The sequence below is a fragment of the Serratia sp. Ae19-1 genome, assembly GCF_059801225.1.
Genome location: NZ_JBCHWD010000003.1, coordinates 86,271 through 103,181, shown reverse-complemented (window position 1 = coordinate 103,181; position 16,911 = coordinate 86,271). Strand labels below are relative to the sequence as shown.

The 16,911-nt window shown below is 59.4% G+C and carries 14 protein-coding genes; 11 read left to right on the top strand and 3 right to left on the bottom strand.

The features are described 5' to 3' along the window. Positions 1-220: 220 nt before the first annotated feature. From AAIE04_RS10620 to tcyN, 7 genes are all read left to right on the top strand, one after another. On the top strand, positions 221-1,267 hold the full coding sequence (locus AAIE04_RS10620) for a flagellin N-terminal helical domain-containing protein (RefSeq protein ID WP_498576906.1): 1,047 nt from the start codon (positions 221-223) through the stop codon (positions 1,265-1,267). Between the two features lie 182 nt (positions 1,268-1,449). Then, entirely contained in the window at positions 1,450-2,172 is a 723-nt protein-coding gene (locus tag AAIE04_RS10615) for an RNA polymerase sigma factor FliA (protein ID WP_004934752.1), read from the top strand. 56 nt (positions 2,173-2,228) lie between these two features. Then, positions 2,229-2,738: a flagella biosynthesis regulatory protein FliZ gene (gene fliZ / locus AAIE04_RS10610; protein ID WP_025159834.1), complete on the top strand. Its 510-nt coding sequence runs from the start codon at positions 2,229-2,231 to the stop codon at positions 2,736-2,738. 125 nt (positions 2,739-2,863) lie between these two features. After that, positions 2,864-3,856 (top strand): D-cysteine desulfhydrase, encoded by a 993-nt coding sequence (locus AAIE04_RS10605; protein ID WP_019452928.1) that lies wholly within the window; start codon positions 2,864-2,866, stop codon positions 3,854-3,856. Between the two features lie 115 nt (positions 3,857-3,971). Continuing rightward, positions 3,972-4,772, top strand: a complete 801-nt coding sequence (gene tcyJ, locus AAIE04_RS10600; protein WP_019452927.1) for a cystine ABC transporter substrate-binding protein — start codon at positions 3,972-3,974, stop codon at positions 4,770-4,772. Continuing rightward, positions 4,772-5,434: a cystine ABC transporter permease gene (tcyL, locus tag AAIE04_RS10595; RefSeq protein ID WP_025303237.1), complete on the top strand. Its 663-nt coding sequence runs from the start codon at positions 4,772-4,774 to the stop codon at positions 5,432-5,434. The genes tcyJ and tcyL overlap by 1 nt, the downstream gene beginning before the upstream one ends. A 3-nt stretch (positions 5,435-5,437) precedes the next feature. Next, positions 5,438-6,190, top strand: coding sequence for an L-cystine ABC transporter ATP-binding protein TcyN (gene tcyN, locus AAIE04_RS10590; RefSeq protein ID WP_038876913.1), 753 nt, complete (start codon positions 5,438-5,440; stop codon positions 6,188-6,190). A gap of 29 nt (positions 6,191-6,219) precedes the next feature. On the opposite strand, the gene AAIE04_RS10585 is transcribed toward tcyN, so the two are convergent. The 3 genes from AAIE04_RS10585 to putA form a co-directional block, all read right to left on the bottom strand. Continuing rightward, positions 6,220-6,633 (bottom strand): type II toxin-antitoxin system HicB family antitoxin, encoded by a 414-nt coding sequence (locus AAIE04_RS10585; RefSeq protein ID WP_019452924.1) that lies wholly within the window; start codon positions 6,631-6,633, stop codon positions 6,220-6,222. Positions 6,634-6,645: 12 nt separating this feature from the next. Then, positions 6,646-6,849, bottom strand: a complete 204-nt coding sequence (locus AAIE04_RS10580) for a type II toxin-antitoxin system HicA family toxin (RefSeq protein WP_063918536.1) — start codon at positions 6,847-6,849, stop codon at positions 6,646-6,648. A gap of 163 nt (positions 6,850-7,012) precedes the next feature. Further along, positions 7,013-10,984, bottom strand: coding sequence for a trifunctional transcriptional regulator/proline dehydrogenase/L-glutamate gamma-semialdehyde dehydrogenase (gene putA, locus AAIE04_RS10575; protein WP_197667850.1), 3,972 nt, complete (start codon positions 10,982-10,984; stop codon positions 7,013-7,015). A gap of 571 nt (positions 10,985-11,555) precedes the next feature. Here putA and putP point away from each other — a divergent pair. The 4 genes from putP (at position 11,556) to efeB (ending at position 16,597) form a co-directional block, all read left to right on the top strand. Further along, positions 11,556-13,040: a sodium/proline symporter PutP gene (gene putP, locus AAIE04_RS10570; protein ID WP_498576905.1), complete on the top strand. Its 1,485-nt coding sequence runs from the start codon at positions 11,556-11,558 to the stop codon at positions 13,038-13,040. Positions 13,041-13,284: 244 nt separating this feature from the next. After that, complete coding sequence (gene efeU, locus AAIE04_RS10565) at positions 13,285-14,130, top strand: iron uptake transporter permease EfeU (RefSeq protein WP_025159831.1); 846 nt, start codon at positions 13,285-13,287, stop codon at positions 14,128-14,130. 20 nt (positions 14,131-14,150) lie between these two features. Beyond that, a complete protein-coding gene (efeO, locus tag AAIE04_RS10560; RefSeq protein ID WP_498576904.1) occupies positions 14,151-15,287 on the top strand; it encodes an iron uptake system protein EfeO in 1,137 nt (378 codons plus the stop codon). 11 nt (positions 15,288-15,298) lie between these two features. Beyond that, positions 15,299-16,597 (top strand): iron uptake transporter deferrochelatase/peroxidase subunit, encoded by a 1,299-nt coding sequence (efeB, locus tag AAIE04_RS10555; protein WP_025159830.1) that lies wholly within the window; start codon positions 15,299-15,301, stop codon positions 16,595-16,597. Positions 16,598-16,911 lie beyond the last annotated feature (314 nt).

The window sequence follows — 16,911 nt, the reverse complement described above, 5'->3', positions numbered from 1 at the left end:
AGTTTACCGAAAAAAACAAAAAAACGATGGCGCAATAGAGGAGGGAAAAAGCGCGTTATTTCCGCCATTGCCGCAGACGTAAAAAAAAATAAAAAAATTCTAAAGGTTGTTGGGGGAGGGCCGATACCTGAGGGGACGGTGGTTGACGCCGTGGGCAAACAAGCCCGAACCTTTTAACTGTGTTGCGAAGAACGCAACTGACTCGTAAGGAAAGCAAACAATGGCACAAGTAATCAACACTAACAGCCTGTCTCTGATGGCGCAGAACAACCTGAACAAATCTCAGTCTTCTCTGGGCACTGCGATTGAGCGTCTGTCTTCCGGTCTGCGTATCAACAGCGCGAAAGACGATGCTGCGGGTCAGGCTATCTCCAACCGTTTCACCGCTAACATCAAAGGCCTGACTCAGGCTTCCCGTAACGCCAACGACGGTATCTCTCTGGCGCAGACCACTGAAGGCGCACTGAACGAAGTTAACGACAACCTGCAGAACATCCGTCGTCTGACCGTACAGGCGCAGAACGGTTCTAACTCCACCAGCGACCTGAAATCCATCCAGGACGAAATCACTCAGCGTCTGTCTGAAATCAACCGTATTTCCTCGCAGACCGACTTCAACGGCGTGAAAGTGCTGAGCAGCGACCAGAAGCTGACCATCCAGGTTGGTGCTAACGACGGCGAAACCATCGATATCGACCTGAAAAAGATCGATTCAAAAGAGCTGGGTCTGGATACCTTCAACGTGACCGACAAAGGTCCTAAACTGGGTGCAGAAGTTACCGGTACCGTAAAAGTTGGTGATAAAGATCTGACTGTTGACGCCATGGCTGCAGGTAAAAAGCTGTTCTCCGGCAAAGATGCTGCTGGCAAAGATACCTTCTACGTAGAAACTACCGATAAAGGTGTTAAAACTTATAAAGAAGCAACTATTACTGAAGACACTGGAACTGCAGGTAAAGCAAAAATCGACGAAGGTACTACGGACGTTAAGATGGCGGATCCTCTGGCAACCCTGGACAAAGCGCTGGCACAGGTTGACGGCCTGCGTTCTTCCCTGGGTGCGGTACAGAACCGTTTCGATTCTGTTATCAACAACCTGAACAGCACCGTGAACAACCTGTCCGCTTCTCAGTCCCGTATTCAGGATGCTGACTACGCGACCGAAGTGTCCAACATGAGCCGTGCCAACATCCTGCAACAGGCTGGCACCTCTGTTCTGGCACAGGCTAACCAGTCTACTCAGAACGTACTGTCCCTGCTGCGTTAATCGTCTCTCCCGATTAACTGTCGCAAAAAGACCCCGCTTCGGCGGGGTTTTTTTATGCTCGCGCACCGCGCGGTTATTACATGGCGCAAATAAAGCCCGTTTTGTGCGACTGTTCAGCCGATTGGCATTTCGCCCCCTACGCATAATAGCGCTGACTCTCTTATCCGCAGGTTTAAGACATAGTGAGCGATCTGTATACCGCCGAAGGCGTGATGGACAAAAATTCTCTCTGGCTGCGCTACGTCCCGTTAGTGCGCCACGAGGCGTTGCGCCTGCAGGTCAGGCTGCCCGCCAGCGTGGAGCTCGACGATTTGCTGCAGGCTGGGGGAATCGGGTTATTGAACGCCGTTGAGCGTTATGACGCCCTACAGGGAACCGCCTTTACCACCTATGCGGTGCAGCGCATTCGCGGCGCGATGCTCGACGAGCTGCGCAGCCGTGACTGGGTGCCGCGCAGCGTGCGGCGCCATGCGCGCGAGGTCGCGCAGGTGATGCGGCAACTGGAACAGCGTTATGGCCGTCCGGCGAGCGAGACGGAAGTGGCGCAGACGCTGAATATCTCGCTGGATGAGTACCGTCAAATTCTGTTGGACACCAATAACAGCCAGCTTTTCTCCTACGACGAATGGCGCGAGGAGCATGGCGAGAACGCGGAACCGATGCTGGAAGGGCATGAAGAGGCCAACCCGCTGCATCACCTGTTGGAAGGCAGCCTGCGCCAGCGAGTGATCGACGCCATCGAGGCGTTGCCGGAGCGCGAAAAAATGGTGCTGACGCTGTATTACCAGGAAGAGTTGAACCTCAAGGAGATCGGCGCCGTGCTGGACGTCGGGGAATCCCGCGTCAGCCAACTGCACAGTCAGGCGATCAAACGGCTGCGCGCGCGGCTGGCGAACGATACCTGACGGCGGCTCGCCGCCCCCTCAACTCGAAGACTCATGCGACAATCGGACTGCCCCTTATGCCAGGAATACTGTTGAAAAAACGGCCGCTCAGCCGTTACCTGAAAGATTACAAGCACAGCCAGACCCATTGCTCCCAGTGCGGTAAACTGTTGGACCGCATGGCGCTGGTGTTTCGCGGCAAGATCATCAATAAAGAAGCCATCGCGCGCATGGATCAGCCGATCGACGACGCGGTCTGGCTGAACGTACAGCATGAGCTGACCGCGCTGTGCCGCTTTTGCAGCGAGATCTCCTGCAACAGCCACCCGAGCTATTTCGACATCATGGCGTTCAAACAGTATCTGTTCGAACAGACCGAGATGAGCCACAGCACCATCCGCGAGTATGTGGTGCGGCTGCGCCGGCTGGACGAAATGCTGGTGGCGCGCAACTACCCGGCGGACAAGTTCGCCAACAGCGCCAGCCATCAGCGCATCATCGACGATCTGCCTTCCGCGGCGCACAACAACTACCGCATTGCGCTGCGCAAATACGATCAGTATCTCGCCTGGCAGCGCAGCTACTGAGCTTTACCCCGGCCCGTTGGGCCGGGGCTGGCTGTTTCCCCCGTGATAAAGGATGATTATTCAGTTCACATCTGCTAAATCTATCGGTTATCAGATGTTGATATTCGATTCCCTGGGGGGAAGAAGTGAACCTGCAACAACAACTGGCGCAATTCCCGCGCCTGGACCTGGTTGGCACCGCCACACCGCTGGAAAAGCTGTCCCGTCTTTCCGATTACCTCGGCCGCGATATTTACCTTAAACGTGACGACGTCACCCCTATGGCAATGGGCGGCAACAAGCTGAGAAAGCTTGAGTTTCTGGCCGCCGACGCCCTGCGCCAAGGCGCCGACACGCTGGTCACCGCCGGTGCCATTCAATCCAACCACGTGCGCCAGACGGCGGCGGTGGCAGCGAAGCTGGGCCTGCATTGCGTCGCGCTGTTGGAAAATCCTATCGACACCCGTGCAGAAAATTATCTGACTAACGGCAACCGCCTGCTGCTCGGCCTGTTCAACGCCGAAGTGGTGATGTGCGAAGCGCTGCACGATCCGCAGCAGCAGCTGGCGGAACTGGCTATGCGCCTTGAAGCGCAGGGCTTCCGACCTTACGTGGTGCCAGTGGGCGGCTCCAATGCGCTGGGCGCGTTGGGGTATGTGCAGTGCGCATTGGAAATCGCTGAGCAGAGCCAGCGCAGCAACGTGGCGTTCAGCTCGGTGGTGGTGGCCTCCGGCAGCGCCGGTACCCACGCCGGGCTGGCGGTGGGGCTGCAGCAGCTGTTGCCGGAAACCGAGCTGATCGGCGTGACGGTTTCGCGCACCGTGATCGATCAGCTGCCGAAGGTTGAGCAGATCCAAAAGGCCCTGGCCTGTTCGCTGAATATCGACGAACTGGCGCCGATCGCGCTGTGGGACGATTACTTCGCGCCGCAGTACGGCATGCCGAATGAAGAAGGCATGGCGGCGGTGCAGTTGCTGGCGCAGCAAGAGGGCGTGTTGCTGGATCCGGTATACACCGGCAAGGCGATGGCCGGTTTGATCGACGGCATCGCCCAGCGGCGTTTCCGCGATGAGGGGCCTATTCTGTTCGTTCACACCGGCGGTGCGCCAGCGCTGTTCGCCTATCATCCGCAGGTGTAAATACCGCTTGTTATTCCATTTTGAACTATATTTATAAAGTTATATTCCTTTATGCGGACGGACGCACTGTTAAAGTGCTGATATCAAAAAAGATAAATAACACACAGGGGTGTTTATGATGTTTGCGAAAGTTCGTCGTCAATGGCTGTTGGGCGTAGTGGGTGTCGCGTTGGCCGCCGGTTTGTCGACGCAAACCTATGCCGCCGACAATCTGCTGCAGCAGGTGAAACAGCGCGGTACGCTGATCGTCGGGCTGGAAGGCACCTATCCGCCGTTCAGCTTCCAGGGTGAAGACGGCAAGCTGACCGGTTTCGAAGTGGATTTCGCCAACGCGTTGGCGGAACACCTGGGCGTGAAAGCCAAGCTGAACCCGACCAAATGGGACGGCATGCTGGCTTCGCTGGACTCGAAACGTATCGACGTGGTCATCAACCAGGTGACCCTCTCCGATGAGCGCAAGAAGAAATATGACTTCTCCACCCCTTACACCGTTTCCGGCATTCAGGCGCTGGTGAAGAAAGGCAACGAAGGCACCATCACCAAGCCGGAAGACCTGAAGGGCAAGAAGGTTGGCGTGGGTCTTGGCACCAACTATGAACAGTGGCTGCGCGCGAACGTGCAGGGCGTGGACGTGCGTACCTACGACGACGACCCGACCAAGTATCAGGATCTGCGCGTTGGCCGCATCAACGCCATTCTGGTGGATCGTCTGGCGGCGCTGGATCTGGTGAAGAAAACCGGCGATACGCTGGCGGTAGCCGGCCCGGCGTTCTCTCGTCAGGAGTCCGGCGTGGCGCTGCGCAAAAATAACCCAGAGCTGCTGGCCGCGATTGATCAGGCGATCGCCGAGATGCAAAAAGACGGCACGATGGCGAAGATCTCCGAGAAATGGTTTGGCGCGGACGTAACTAAATAATGCACGAAAGTATTCAACTGGCGCTGGATTCAGCGCCATTTTTATTGAAGGGCGCGATACTGACGCTTCAGCTCAGCCTGGGCGGGATGGCGTTGGGATTGCTGCTCGGTTTTCTGCTGGCGCTGATGCGCCTTTCGCCGCTGTGGCCGCTGTCGTGGCTGTCGCGCATTTACGTGTCGCTGTTCCGCGGCACGCCGTTGATCGCCCAGCTGTTTATGATCTATTACGGTCTGCCGCAGTTCGGCATCGAATTCGATCCCTTCCCGGCGGCGCTGATTGGCCTGTCGCTCAATACCGCCGCCTACACCTCGGAAACGCTGCGCGCGGCGATTTCGTCGATCGATAAAGGGCAGTGGGAAGCCGCCGCCAGCATCGGCATGACCCGCTGGCAAACTCTGCGCCGGGTGATCCTGCCGCAGGCGGCGCGCACCGCCTTGCCGCCACTCGGCAACAGCTTTATCGGTCTGGTGAAGGACACCTCGCTGGCCGCCACCATTCAGGTACCGGAATTGTTCCGCCAGGCGCAGCTGATCACCTCGCGCACGCTGGAAGTGTTCACCATGTACCTGGCGGCCTCGCTGATTTACTGGGTGATGGCGACCCTGCTTTCCGCACTGCAAAACCGTCTGGAAGCCCACGTTAATCGCCAGGATCAGGAGTAACGCATGAGTGCCATTGAAGTTAAACAATTGACCAAGCAGTTCAAGGGTCAGACGGTGCTGCATGGAATCGATCTGGCGGTGGACGCCGGCGAAGTGGTGGCGATCATCGGGCCGAGCGGTTCGGGGAAAACCACCTTGTTGCGTTGCATCAACCTGCTGGAGGAGCCGGATTCCGGCACCATTCGCGTCGGCGATATCCTGATCGACGGCAGCAAACCGCTGAGCAAACAGAAGAACCAGGTGCGTGCGCTCCGTCAGCAGGTCGGCTTCGTGTTCCAGAACTTCAACCTGTTCCCACACCGTTCGGTGCTGGAAAACATTATCGAAGGGCCGGTTATCGTCAAGGGCGAAGCAAAAGCCAGCGCTGAACAGCGCGCTCGTGCGTTGCTGGCCAAGGTGGGGCTGAGCGGCAAAGAGCAGGCCTATCCGCGGCGGTTGTCCGGCGGGCAGCAACAGCGGGTGGCTATTGCGCGCGCGCTGGCGATGCAGCCGGAGGTGATTTTGTTCGATGAGCCGACCTCGGCGCTCGATCCCGAGCTGGTGGGGGAAGTGCTCAATACCATGCGCTCACTGGCGGAAGAGAAACGCACCATGGTGATTGTCACCCATGAGATGAGCTTCGCCCGCGACGTGGCCGACCGGGTTATCTTTATGGACCATGGCCGCATCGTCGAACAGGGCCCGGCCAAAGCGCTGTTCGCCAACCCGCAGCACCAGCGCACCCAGCAATTCCTCGACAAGTTTCTGAATCAATAAGGCGGCGGGGGAGCTTCCCCCGACTGCGTTCACTCCACTTTCAACAATTCATTTCGCGCGGCGGCGGCGAGAAACCCGCTGCGGCTGCCGTATCCCGGATGTTGCCGAACCAGAGAATCAATGCGGCTTAACAGTCGGTGGGGCAGCGTGATATTGATTCGCTCGGCCCGGCCGTCAAACTTATCCATATTGATAGCGATCAACAGCCACTGCCCCCCCTCGAAGGATTCCGCGTTTTTGGCAAGATGCACGGCGACGGCCCGCGGACGCGGTATCGGCTGATTGTCTTCGCTCAACAACTCAAAGTGCGCATCCAGCGCGCTTTGGGCATCGGCAAAGGCGTCGTCCAGGCTGGCGCCGGCGAAATAACAACCGGGGACATCGGGAAAGAAACCGCTGGCGCTGCCGTCTGATTCGGTATGGATGTAAGCGGGATAAAACATGGTTTCTCCTGTCTAACGCGTGGCGATGTGAAGTGCAGTTAACCCCGCGTCTTTAAGTATCTGCCGCAGCGTGCCCAGCTTGAGATCTTTGTTTGGGTGCGGCACGGTGATGATCAGCGCAAAATCGGGATGTTTGAATTGATGGTGGCTGCCTTTTACCCGCCGCAATACCCAGCCGTGGCTTTCCAGCAGCGCGATCAGCTCTGAACTCTTCACGATGTTATCGTCCTTAATCTACACACCATACACACTCTCAGGCAAGGAGATTAATACGCTAACGACTGGCCGGGCGGCGGACAATAAAAAACCCTGCACGAGTGCAGGGTTTGCGTAGCGGTAAGCAAATCAGGCGGCGACGTGTCGCCGCCTTGACGATGCGTTAACCGATGGTCATCAGGCTGGCGTTGCCGCCGGCGGCGGCGGTGTTGACGCTCAGCGAACGCTCGATCAGCAGGCGTTCCAACAGAATGTTGGTTTCCCCGTGGGCGAAGCCCTGCACCGAAACGATGGCGCCGCCGCGCTGGGCAATCTGCTCGCACAGGGTGCGCAGTTGGTCGGCATCGCCGTGGTAGATGGCGGCGTCGAACTCAACCTTATCCTGCTGCCAGTCTTTGCTGAAGGCGATACGCGCCTGCACATCGTTCGGCAAGCGGCGGAACAGATTGCGCTGCAGTTCCGCTTCCGGCCACAGCGCGCAGCTGCCGACCGCCAGCACGGCGGCCAACTGGATCAGCGCATCGGCTTCGTTATCCGCCAGGCACAGCACACGTTCACGCGGCAACAGGGCATAGGTATTGCGCTCGCCGGTCGGCCCTGGCAGCGGACGGACGGTGCCGCCCTGGCCCAGTTCCGCATAGCGCTGCGCCAATGCTGCCAGTTCGCCGTGTTGGCTGGTGACCGCCCATTTCTCCAGCGATTGCAGCGCGCCCAGCAGCTGCGGCCGTGCGGTGGCTTCCATTGGGCGCTCCTCGTCCTGGCGGTGCAGCGTGCGCTGCAGCGCGTCGTCCGGCCGGTTGGCCAAGAGACGGTACAGGTACAGCGGGCCGCCGGCTTTCGGGCCGGTGCCCGACAGGCCTTCGCCGCCGAACGGCTGCACGCCGACCACTGCGCCCACCATGTTGCGGTTAACGTACAGGTTGCCGACCTTGGCGCGCTCGGTCACCCGGGCGATGGTTTCATCAATACGGGTGTGAATGCCCAGCGTCAGGCCGTAACCGGCGGCGTTGATCTGATCGACCAGCGCGTCCAGGTTGTTGCGCTGGAAGCGTACGACGTGCAGCACCGGGCCGAAGATCTCTTTCTGCAGCTCGTCGAAGCTGTCGAGCTCGATCAGCGTCGGCTTGATGAAGGTGCCGCGCGCCCACTCTTTTTCATCCTGCGTGCTACCTTTGGCGGCCTGGTACACCTTGCGACCTTTGGCGCGCATCGCCTGGATGTGGCGCTCGATGCCGGTTTTGGCTTCGGCGTCGATCACCGGGCCCACGTCGGTGGACAGGCGCTCCGGGTTGCCCATGCGGCATTCGGCCATCGCGCCGCGCAGCATCTGCAGCGTGTGTTCGGCCACGTCCTCCTGAATGCACAGGATACGCAGCGCGGAGCAGCGTTGGCCGGCGCTGTCGAAGGCGGAGGCCACCACGTCGGTGACGACCTGTTCGGTCAGGGCGGAAGAGTCGACGATCATGGCGTTCAGGCCGCCGGTTTCGGCGATCAGCGGCGTTGGGCGGCCCTGCGGATCCAGGCGACCGGCGATGCTGCGCTGCAGAATGCCGGCGACGTCGGTGGAGCCGGTGAACATCACGCCGCGTACGCGGGCGTCGTTGACCAGCGTCGAGCCGACGGTCTCACCCTGGCCTGGCAGCAGCTGCAGCACGCCTTGCGGAATACCGGCTTCCAGCAGGATGCGCACCGCCTGAGCGGCCACCAGCGGCGTTTGCTCGGCCGGTTTGGCCAACACGCTGTTGCCTGCCGCCAGCGCGGCGGCGATCTGGCCGGTGAAGATCGCCAGCGGGAAGTTCCACGGGCTGATGCAGACTACCGGGCCCAGCGGGCGGTGGCTGTCGTTGGCGAAATCGTCGCGCACCTGGCCGGCGTAGTAGTGCAGGAAGTCGACCGCTTCACGCACTTCGGCGATGGCGTTGTTGAAGGTTTTACCCGCTTCGCGCACCAGAATGCCCAGCAGGCTTTGCAGCTGGCTTTCCATCAGTTCGGCGGCGCGTTCGAGGATCGCGGCGCGCTCCGTTGGCGGTGTAGCGAACCAGATTGGGCCGGCGGCCGCGGCGGCGTCGAGCGCGCGGCTGACTTCGCCTTCGGTGGCTTCACGCACGTAGCCGACCACATCGCCCGGCTCGGCCGGGTTGATCACCGGCTGTTCCACGCCCTGATCCAACTCGGCGTCGATAATAGGTTCCGCGCGCCACGGATGGCTGGCGCTGGTGAGCAGGGCGCTGGAGAGCGAGGCCAGACGCTGTTCGTTGGACAGATCCAGACCGCTGGAGTTGGTGCGTTTCTCGCCATACAGCTCGCGCGGCAGCGGAATGCGCGGATGCGGCAGGCCCATCTGGCCTTCGCTGGCCGCCATGGCTTCCACGGCGCTGACCGGATCGGCCACCAGCTCGTCGAGCGGCAGGGTGGCGTCGGCGATGCGGTTGACGAACGAGGTGTTGGCGCCGTTTTCCAACAGGCGGCGCACCAGGTAGGCCAGCAGCGTTTCATGGGTGCCGACCGGCGCATAGATGCGGCACGGGCGGTTCAGTTTGCCGTCGGCCACTTTACCTACCACCTGTTCGTACAGCGGTTCACCCATGCCGTGCAGGCACTGGAACTCATACTGGCCAGGGTAATAGTTGTTGCCGGCCAGGTGATAGATGGCGCTCAGGGTATGGGCGTTGTGGGTGGCGAACTGCGGATAGATCAGGTTCGGTACCGACAGCAGCTTGCGAGCGCAGGCCAGGTAGGAAACGTCGGTGTACACCTTGCGGGTGTAAACCGGGTAGCCTTCCAGGCCGTCCATCTGGGCGCGTTTGATTTCGCTGTCCCAGTAGGCGCCCTTCACCAGACGGATCATCAGGCGACGACGGCTGCGTTGCGCCATGTCGATCACCGCGTCGATGGCGAACGGGCAGCGTTTCTGGTAGGCCTGAATTACGAAGCCGATGCCGTTCCAACCGGCCAGCTGCGGCTCGAAGCACAGCTTCTCCAGTAGATCGAGCGAGATCTCCAGACGGTCGGCCTCTTCGGCGTCGATGTTGATGCCGATATCGTACTGGCGCGCCTGCAGGGTCAGCGACAGCAGGCGTGGGTAGAGTTCTTCCATGACGCGTTCGTACTGCGCGCGGCTGTAGCGCGGGTGCAGAGCGGACAGTTTGATGGAGATGCCGGGGCCTTCATAGATACCGCGGCCGTTGGAGGCTTTGCCGATGGCGTGGATCGCCTGCTGGTAGGAAACCAGATAGGCCTGAGCGTCGGCCTCGGTCAGGGCGGCTTCGCCCAGCATGTCATAAGAGTAGCGGAAGCCTTTTTCTTCCAGCTTGCGCGCGTTGGCCAGCGCTTCGGCGATGGTTTCGCCGGTCACGAACTGCTCGCCCATCAGACGCATCGCCATGTCCACGCCTTTGCGGATCAGCGGCTCGCCGCTTTTGCTGATGATGCGGTTCAGCGAGCGGGACAGGTTGGCTTCGTTATGGGTCGACACCAGCTTGCCGGTGAACAGCAGGCCCCAGGTGGCGGCGTTGACGAACAGCGACGGGCTGCGCCCCAGGTGCGAGTGCCAGTTGCCGTTGCTGATCTTGTCGCGGATCAGGGCGTCGCGGGTCGGTTTGTCCGGAATGCGCAGCAGCGCTTCCGCCAGGCACATCAGCGCCACGCCTTCCTGCGAGGAGAGGGAGAACTCTTGCAGCAGGCCTTGCACCATGCCGGCGCGGCCGTTTGCACTTTTTTGGTTACGCAGCTTCTCGGCGATGCCGTAGGCCATTTTGTGAGTGGCCTGTGCAAGATCGGCGGGTAATCGCGCCTGTTCGAGCAACATCGGCACCGCTTCGGTCTCTGGGCGGCGATATGCGGCGGTGATGGCGGCGCGGGTGACTGACTGCGGCAGAATTTGTTCGGCGAAATCGAGGAATGGTTGGTGTGACTCTTCCTGCGCTTGCGGCATAATGTCGTCCGCTTCAGGCTGGCCCGCTGCGGCCAGCGCTGGAATTTCAGGAATATCGGTACCGCTCTCGAGACGCTCGAGGTAATTAAAGATGGCCTGCTTGATGAGCCAGTGCGGCGTGCGATCGATGCGCTGCGCGGCGCTCTTGATCCGGTCGCGTGTTGCCTCGTCGAGTTTCACGCCCATTGTGGTAGTGCCCATGCCTGTCCAACTCCTGTGTTTAGAACCTATCCCATCAGGCTAGACAAACAGCAGGCCGGAAAGCCTGTTGGGATAGGTTCGTGAGATGTGTGGTGTTAAGAATGCAGACAATATCCTGCATGTTGCAACTTTGTGCAACCTTGTTAAATCAGGCTGATGAACGAAGTGTGAGTTTCATCGATTTTTTAACATGGACAGTTGGCATGAATGTTGCGTTATTGAGCGAATGCGGCGGGGTTTATTATGCCGCAGGCGCTTTACCTTGCGGTATATAAGGGTAATCACCAGGTGCAACTCATTTTGTTTGTCGTGAGTGCAACCTGTGAGCCCGGTAAATGTGACGCAGGGTAAACTTTGTGTAACTTTGTTGTTAAATATCTTGTTGGTTGATGAAAGGCTCATCTAGGATAACCGACGGTCAACAATTACGGGCAGAAACTATTTTACCTGCACTTGCTCGCAGGCTGCGCCACGTTCCGGCGCGGCGGCCAGTGAAATGCATTGCGCGTGGGTTTACCGGCGCCGGCTTGGCCGGAGCGAAACGCGAATAATAATGAAAGTGGAGAATTAAATGACAATGAGCACACCTATGCTGGTGACCTTCCTGGTGTACATTTTCGGGATGGTGCTGATCGGCCTGCTTGCCTACCGGGCAACCAACAACTTTGATGATTATATTCTCGGCGGCCGCAGTTTGGGCAGCGTGGTGACCGCGCTGTCCGCCGGGGCTTCCGACATGAGCGGCTGGCTGCTGATGGGCCTGCCGGGCGCCATCTTCCTCTCCGGCATCTCCGAAAGCTGGATCGCCATCGGTCTGACCATCGGCGCTTACCTGAACTGGAAACTGGTGGCAGGCAGGCTGCGCGTGCATACCGAAGCCAACAATAACGCCCTGACGCTGCCGGACTATTTCACCAGCCGTTTTGAAGACAACAGCAAGCTGCTGCGGGTGATCTCGGCCATCGTCATCCTGGTGTTCTTCACCATTTACTGCGCCTCCGGCATCGTGGCCGGCGCGCGTCTGTTCGAAAGCACCTTCGGCATGAGCTACGAAACCGCCCTGTGGGCCGGCGCCGCAGCGACCATCCTGTATACCTTTATCGGCGGTTTCCTGGCGGTAAGCTGGACCGACACCGTGCAGGCCAGCCTGATGATTTTCGCGCTGATCCTGACGCCGGTGATCGTGATCTTCGCCGTCGGCGGCATCGATACCTCGATGCTGGTGATCCAGGCGCAGAACCCGGCCAACCTCGACATGCTGAAAGGCCTGAACTTCGTCGCTATCTTGTCGCTGCTGGGTTGGGGCCTGGGCTACTTCGGCCAGCCGCACATCCTGGCGCGTTTCATGGCGGCGGATTCTCACCGCACCATCCGCAGCGCGCGTCGCATCAGCATGACCTGGATGGTCCTGTGCCTGGCCGGCACCATCGCCGTCGGTTTCTTCGGCATCGCTTACTTCGCCAACAACCCTGATCAGGCCGGCAACGTGTCGCAGAACGGCGAGCGCGTGTTCATCGAGCTGGCGATGCTGCTGTTCAACCCATGGGTGGCGGGCGTGCTGCTGTCGGCGATTCTGGCGGCGGTCATGAGCACCCTGAGCTGCCAGCTGCTGGTGTGCTCCAGCGCGATCACCGAAGACCTGTACAAGGCGTTTCTGCGCAAAGGCGCCAGCCAACGTGAGCTGGTGTGGGTCGGCCGCGTGATGGTGCTGGTGGTGGCGCTGGTCGCCATCGCGCTGGCGGCCAACCCGGAAAACCGCGTGCTGGGCCTGGTGAGCTACGCCTGGGCCGGTTTCGGTGCCGCCTTCGGCCCGGTTGTGCTGATCTCGGTAATGTGGTCACGCATGACCCGCAACGGTGCGCTGGCCGGTATGCTGGTCGGCGCGGTGACGGTGATCGTCTGGAAACAGTACGAATGGCTGGGCCTGTATGAAATCATCCCAGGTTTCATCCTGGGCTGTCTGGCCATCGTGGTGGTGAGCCTGATGGGCCGCCAGCCTTCCGCCACCATGACCGAGCGTTTCGATCAGGCGGAAGCCGAGTACAAAACGGTATAACGCCGTTCGATGTCAGTCAGCAAGGGGCGCCCAGAGCGCCCCTTCTTTTTGCCTGCTCGTTACTGTCACCCAGCTGTAACACCTGGCGACATTTGATTAGAAAAAATCACCCTCGCGCCTCTTGTATTTATCCTTGGCCGAATGATAATCACTCTCGTTGAGTTTTACGTTTCTTTACATAGCCGCGCGGCTTATTTCGCAGCCACCGTTTCTGCCGCCGCGCTCTTTTCAGGGGTGATTATTTATGTTTGTTCCCTTTCTTATCATGTTCCGCGAGGGGCTGGAGGCGGCGTTGATCGTCAGCCTGATCGCCAGCTACCTGAAGCGCACGCAGCGCAGCCAATGGCTCGGCGCGGTGTGGATCGGCGTGATAGTCGCGGCCGCGCTGTGTCTGGCGCTCGGCATCTTCATCAATGAGACCACCGGCGAGTTCCCGCAGAAACAGCAGGAACTGTTCGAAGGCATCGTTGCGGTGGTGGCGGTGGTGATCCTCACCTACATGGTGTTCTGGATGCGTAAAGTCTCCAAGTCGGTCAAGGTGCATCTGGAAGGGGCGATCGATCAGGCGCTCAACGCCGGCAAAGGGCAGGGTTGGGCGCTGGTGGCGATGGTGTTCTTCGCCGTCGCGCGCGAAGGGCTGGAGTCGGTGTTCTTCCTGCTGGCGGCGTTTCAGCAAGACGTGGGCGCCGCAGCGCCGATCGGCGCGGTGCTCGGCCTGGTGGCCGCCATCGTGCTGGGCATGATGATTTACTGGGGCGGGGTGAAGCTGCACCTGGCCAAATTCTTCAAATGGACCAGCCTGTTCATTCTGTTCGTCGCCGCCGGCCTGGCCGCCGGGGCGATCCGCGCCTTCCACGAAGCCGGTCTGTGGAACCACTTCCAGGATATCGCCTTCGATTTCAGCAGCACCCTGTCGACCCATTCGCTGTTCGGCACGCTGCTGGAAGGCATTCTCGGTTATCAGGAAGCGCCGACGGTCAGCGAAGTGGCGGTCTACTTCCTGTATCTGATCCCGGCGCTGATTTTCTTCTTCCTGCCGCAGCGCGCGGAGCCGGCAGCGGCCCCGGCGCAACGTAAAATCAATCATTAATATTTAATAGGGAATCTCGTATGTCTACTCCGTTATTTCGCCGCAAGGCGTTGCACGCAGCATTACTGGCTATCCCGGCGTTTGCGCTGAGCATCGACGCATTGGCGGCGGATGTGCCGCAGGTCAAGGTCACGGTCAACGACAAACAGTGTGAGCCGATGCAGCTGACCGTGCCGGCCGGCAAGACGCAGTTTGTGGTGCACAACACCAGCCAGAAAAACGTCGAATGGGAAATCCTGAAAGGGGTGATGGTGGTGGAAGAGCGGGAGAACATCGCGCCGGGCTTCACCCAGAAAATGACCGCCACGCTCGAGGAGGGCGAATATGACATGACCTGCGGGCTGCTGAGCAATCCGAAAGGCAAACTGACCGTCACCGCAGCGGCCGGCGGCGCCACCGACGGCAAGCCGAGCGCGCTGGACCTGGTCGGCCCGATCGCCGAATACAAGGTCTACGTCACCAAAGAGGTCGATGGGCTGGTGAAACAGACCAAGCTGTTCACCGATGCGGTGAAGGCCGGCAATGTGGAGCAAGCGCGCAAGCTGTATGCGCCTACCCGCCAACACTATGAGCGCATCGAACCGATCGCCGAACTGTTCTCCGATCTGGACGGTAGTATCGACGCCCGTGAAGACGACTACGAGAAGAAATCGGCGGACCCTAACTTCACCGGCTTCCACCGTCTGGAGAAGGCGCTGTTTGCTGATAACTCCACCAAAGACATGGGTAAATATGCCGATCGCCTGTATCACGACACCGTTGAGCTGCAAAAACGCGTGAGTGAACTGACCTTCCCGCCGAGCAAGGTGGTGGGCGGCGCGGCCGGGCTGATCGAAGAAGTGGCGGCCAGCAAGATCAGCGGTGAAGAAGACCGTTACAGCCGCACCGATTTGTGGGATTTCCAGGCTAACGTCGACGGCGCGCAGAAGATAGTCAACCTGCTGCGCCCGCTGTTGATCAAAGCCAACAAGCCGCTGCTGGACAAGATCGACGCCAACTTCAAAACCGTCGACACCATTTTGGCGAAGTACCAAACCAAAGAGGGGTATGAGTCCTACGAGAAGCTGACCGATGCCGATCGCAATGCGCTGAAAGGGCCGATCACCACCCTGGCGGAAGATCTTTCCCAACTGCGTGGCGTATTGGGTCTGGACTGAGGCATACGGTTATGAGCAACAAGGCAGGCCCGAATAACGGGCCTCATCCGCACTCTCAGGGGGCTGCATCCCCTTCACGCCGCCGTTTGCTGCAGGGACTGGGGCTGAGCGCGCTGGCGCTGGGCGGCAGCCGCCTGGTGCAGGCGGCGGACAAAGCGGCGGAGCCGTTGGCAGCGCCGCAGGATGAGCGCTGGCAGAAACAGCCGTTTTATGGCCGCCATCAGGCCGGGGTGCTGACCCCGCAACAGGCGGCGATGATGCTGGTGGCATTCGACGTGCTGGCGACCAGCAAAGCGGATCTGGAACGTCTGTTTAGGCTGCTGACCGATCGCATCGCTTTCCTGACCCACGGCGGCAAGGCGCCGGAGGTGGATGCCAAGCTACCGCCGCTCGATTCCGGCATCATGGGGCCGGAGATTTACCCGGACAATCTGACCGTCACCGTCTCGGTCGGCGCCTCGCTGTTCGACGAGCGCTTTGGCCTGCAGGCGCACAAGCCGCTGCGGTTGCAGAAGATGACGCGCTTCCCCAACGATGCGTTGGACGCCGGGCTGTGCCATGGCGATCTGCTGCTGCAGATCTGCGCCAACACCAATGAAACGGTGATTCACGCACTGCGCGACATCATCAAGCATTCGCCGGATCTGCTCAGCGTGCGCTGGAAACGGGAAGGGTTTATCTCCGCGCATGCGGCGCGCAGCAAAGGCAAAGAGACGCCGATTAACCTGTTGGGCTTCAAAGACGGCACCGCTAACCCGAAAACCGACGACAAGCCGCTGATGGATAAGGTGGTATGGGTCGGTGACAACGTCGGCGAGCCGGCGTGGACGGCGGGCGGTAGCTATCAGGCCGCGCGCATTATTCGTTTCCGCGTTGAGTTTTGGGACCGCACGCCGTTGCAGGAGCAGGAAACCATTTTCGGCCGTGAAAAGCACAGCGGCGCGCCGCTCGGCATGAAGCATGAACATGATGAGCCGAACTATGCGAACGATCCCGACGGCAAGGTGATCCCGATGGATGCGCATATCCGATTGGCTAATCCGCGCACGCCGGAAAGCCAAAGCAATCTGATGTTGCGGCGTGGCTACAGCTATTCCCTTGGCGTATCCAATGCCGGCCAGCTGGAAATGGGGCTGCTGTTCGTCTGCTATCAGGCCGATCTGGAAAAAGGGTTTCTGACGGTGCAAAAAAGACTGAACGGCGAAGCGCTGGAGGAATACATCAAGCCGATCGGCGGCGGGTATTTCTTCGTATTGCCGGGCGTGAAAGAGGGCGGCGACTATCTGGCCAGCGGCTTGCTCAAGGCCTGAAGACGGAATGGCGGGGCGGGATCTTTCGCCTCGCTTTACGTTTGTCTTTCCCGTTGTGGGGGCAATGAACGATGAAACGCAATTCAATGCTGTGCCGGCAGATTAAAAAAACCGCAGTTGCGCTGTTTTTGATTGCGCAAAATTTAATCGGGAAACCAAAGTGTCATTCGTGGTTTTAAATTGTAATTCATTGATATTTATTGATTATAATTTTCTATGGAATGACGTCTTAGGCGTGATATAGTGTTTTTGCGTTAACTGAAAACAAAAGATATTAAATTTTTTTACATTTTAGTAACGCTGTGGGATTGAAT

What these genes read in the sequence shown, in the direction of transcription:
- fliZ (WP_025159834.1), top strand. Translation starts at nt 2,229, where the DNA reads ATGCCAGGAATACTGTTGAAAAAACGGCCGCTCAGCCGTTACCTGAAA.
- tcyJ (WP_019452927.1), top strand. Translation starts at nt 3,972, where the DNA reads ATGATGTTTGCGAAAGTTCGTCGTCAATGGCTGTTGGGCGTAGTGGGT.
- putP (WP_498576905.1), top strand. Translation starts at nt 11,556, where the DNA reads ATGACAATGAGCACACCTATGCTGGTGACCTTCCTGGTGTACATTTTC.
- tcyL (WP_025303237.1), top strand. Translation starts at nt 4,772, where the DNA reads ATGCACGAAAGTATTCAACTGGCGCTGGATTCAGCGCCATTTTTATTG.
- putA (WP_197667850.1), bottom strand. Translation starts at nt 10,984, where the DNA reads ATGGGCACTACCACAATGGGCGTGAAACTCGACGAGGCAACACGCGAC.
- efeO (WP_498576904.1), top strand. Translation starts at nt 14,151, where the DNA reads ATGTCTACTCCGTTATTTCGCCGCAAGGCGTTGCACGCAGCATTACTG.
- efeB (WP_025159830.1), top strand. Translation starts at nt 15,299, where the DNA reads ATGAGCAACAAGGCAGGCCCGAATAACGGGCCTCATCCGCACTCTCAG.
- AAIE04_RS10620 (WP_498576906.1), top strand. Translation starts at nt 221, where the DNA reads ATGGCACAAGTAATCAACACTAACAGCCTGTCTCTGATGGCGCAGAAC.
- AAIE04_RS10585 (WP_019452924.1), bottom strand. Translation starts at nt 6,633, where the DNA reads ATGTTTTATCCCGCTTACATCCATACCGAATCAGACGGCAGCGCCAGC.
- efeU (WP_025159831.1), top strand. Translation starts at nt 13,285, where the DNA reads ATGTTTGTTCCCTTTCTTATCATGTTCCGCGAGGGGCTGGAGGCGGCG.
- tcyN (WP_038876913.1), top strand. Translation starts at nt 5,438, where the DNA reads ATGAGTGCCATTGAAGTTAAACAATTGACCAAGCAGTTCAAGGGTCAG.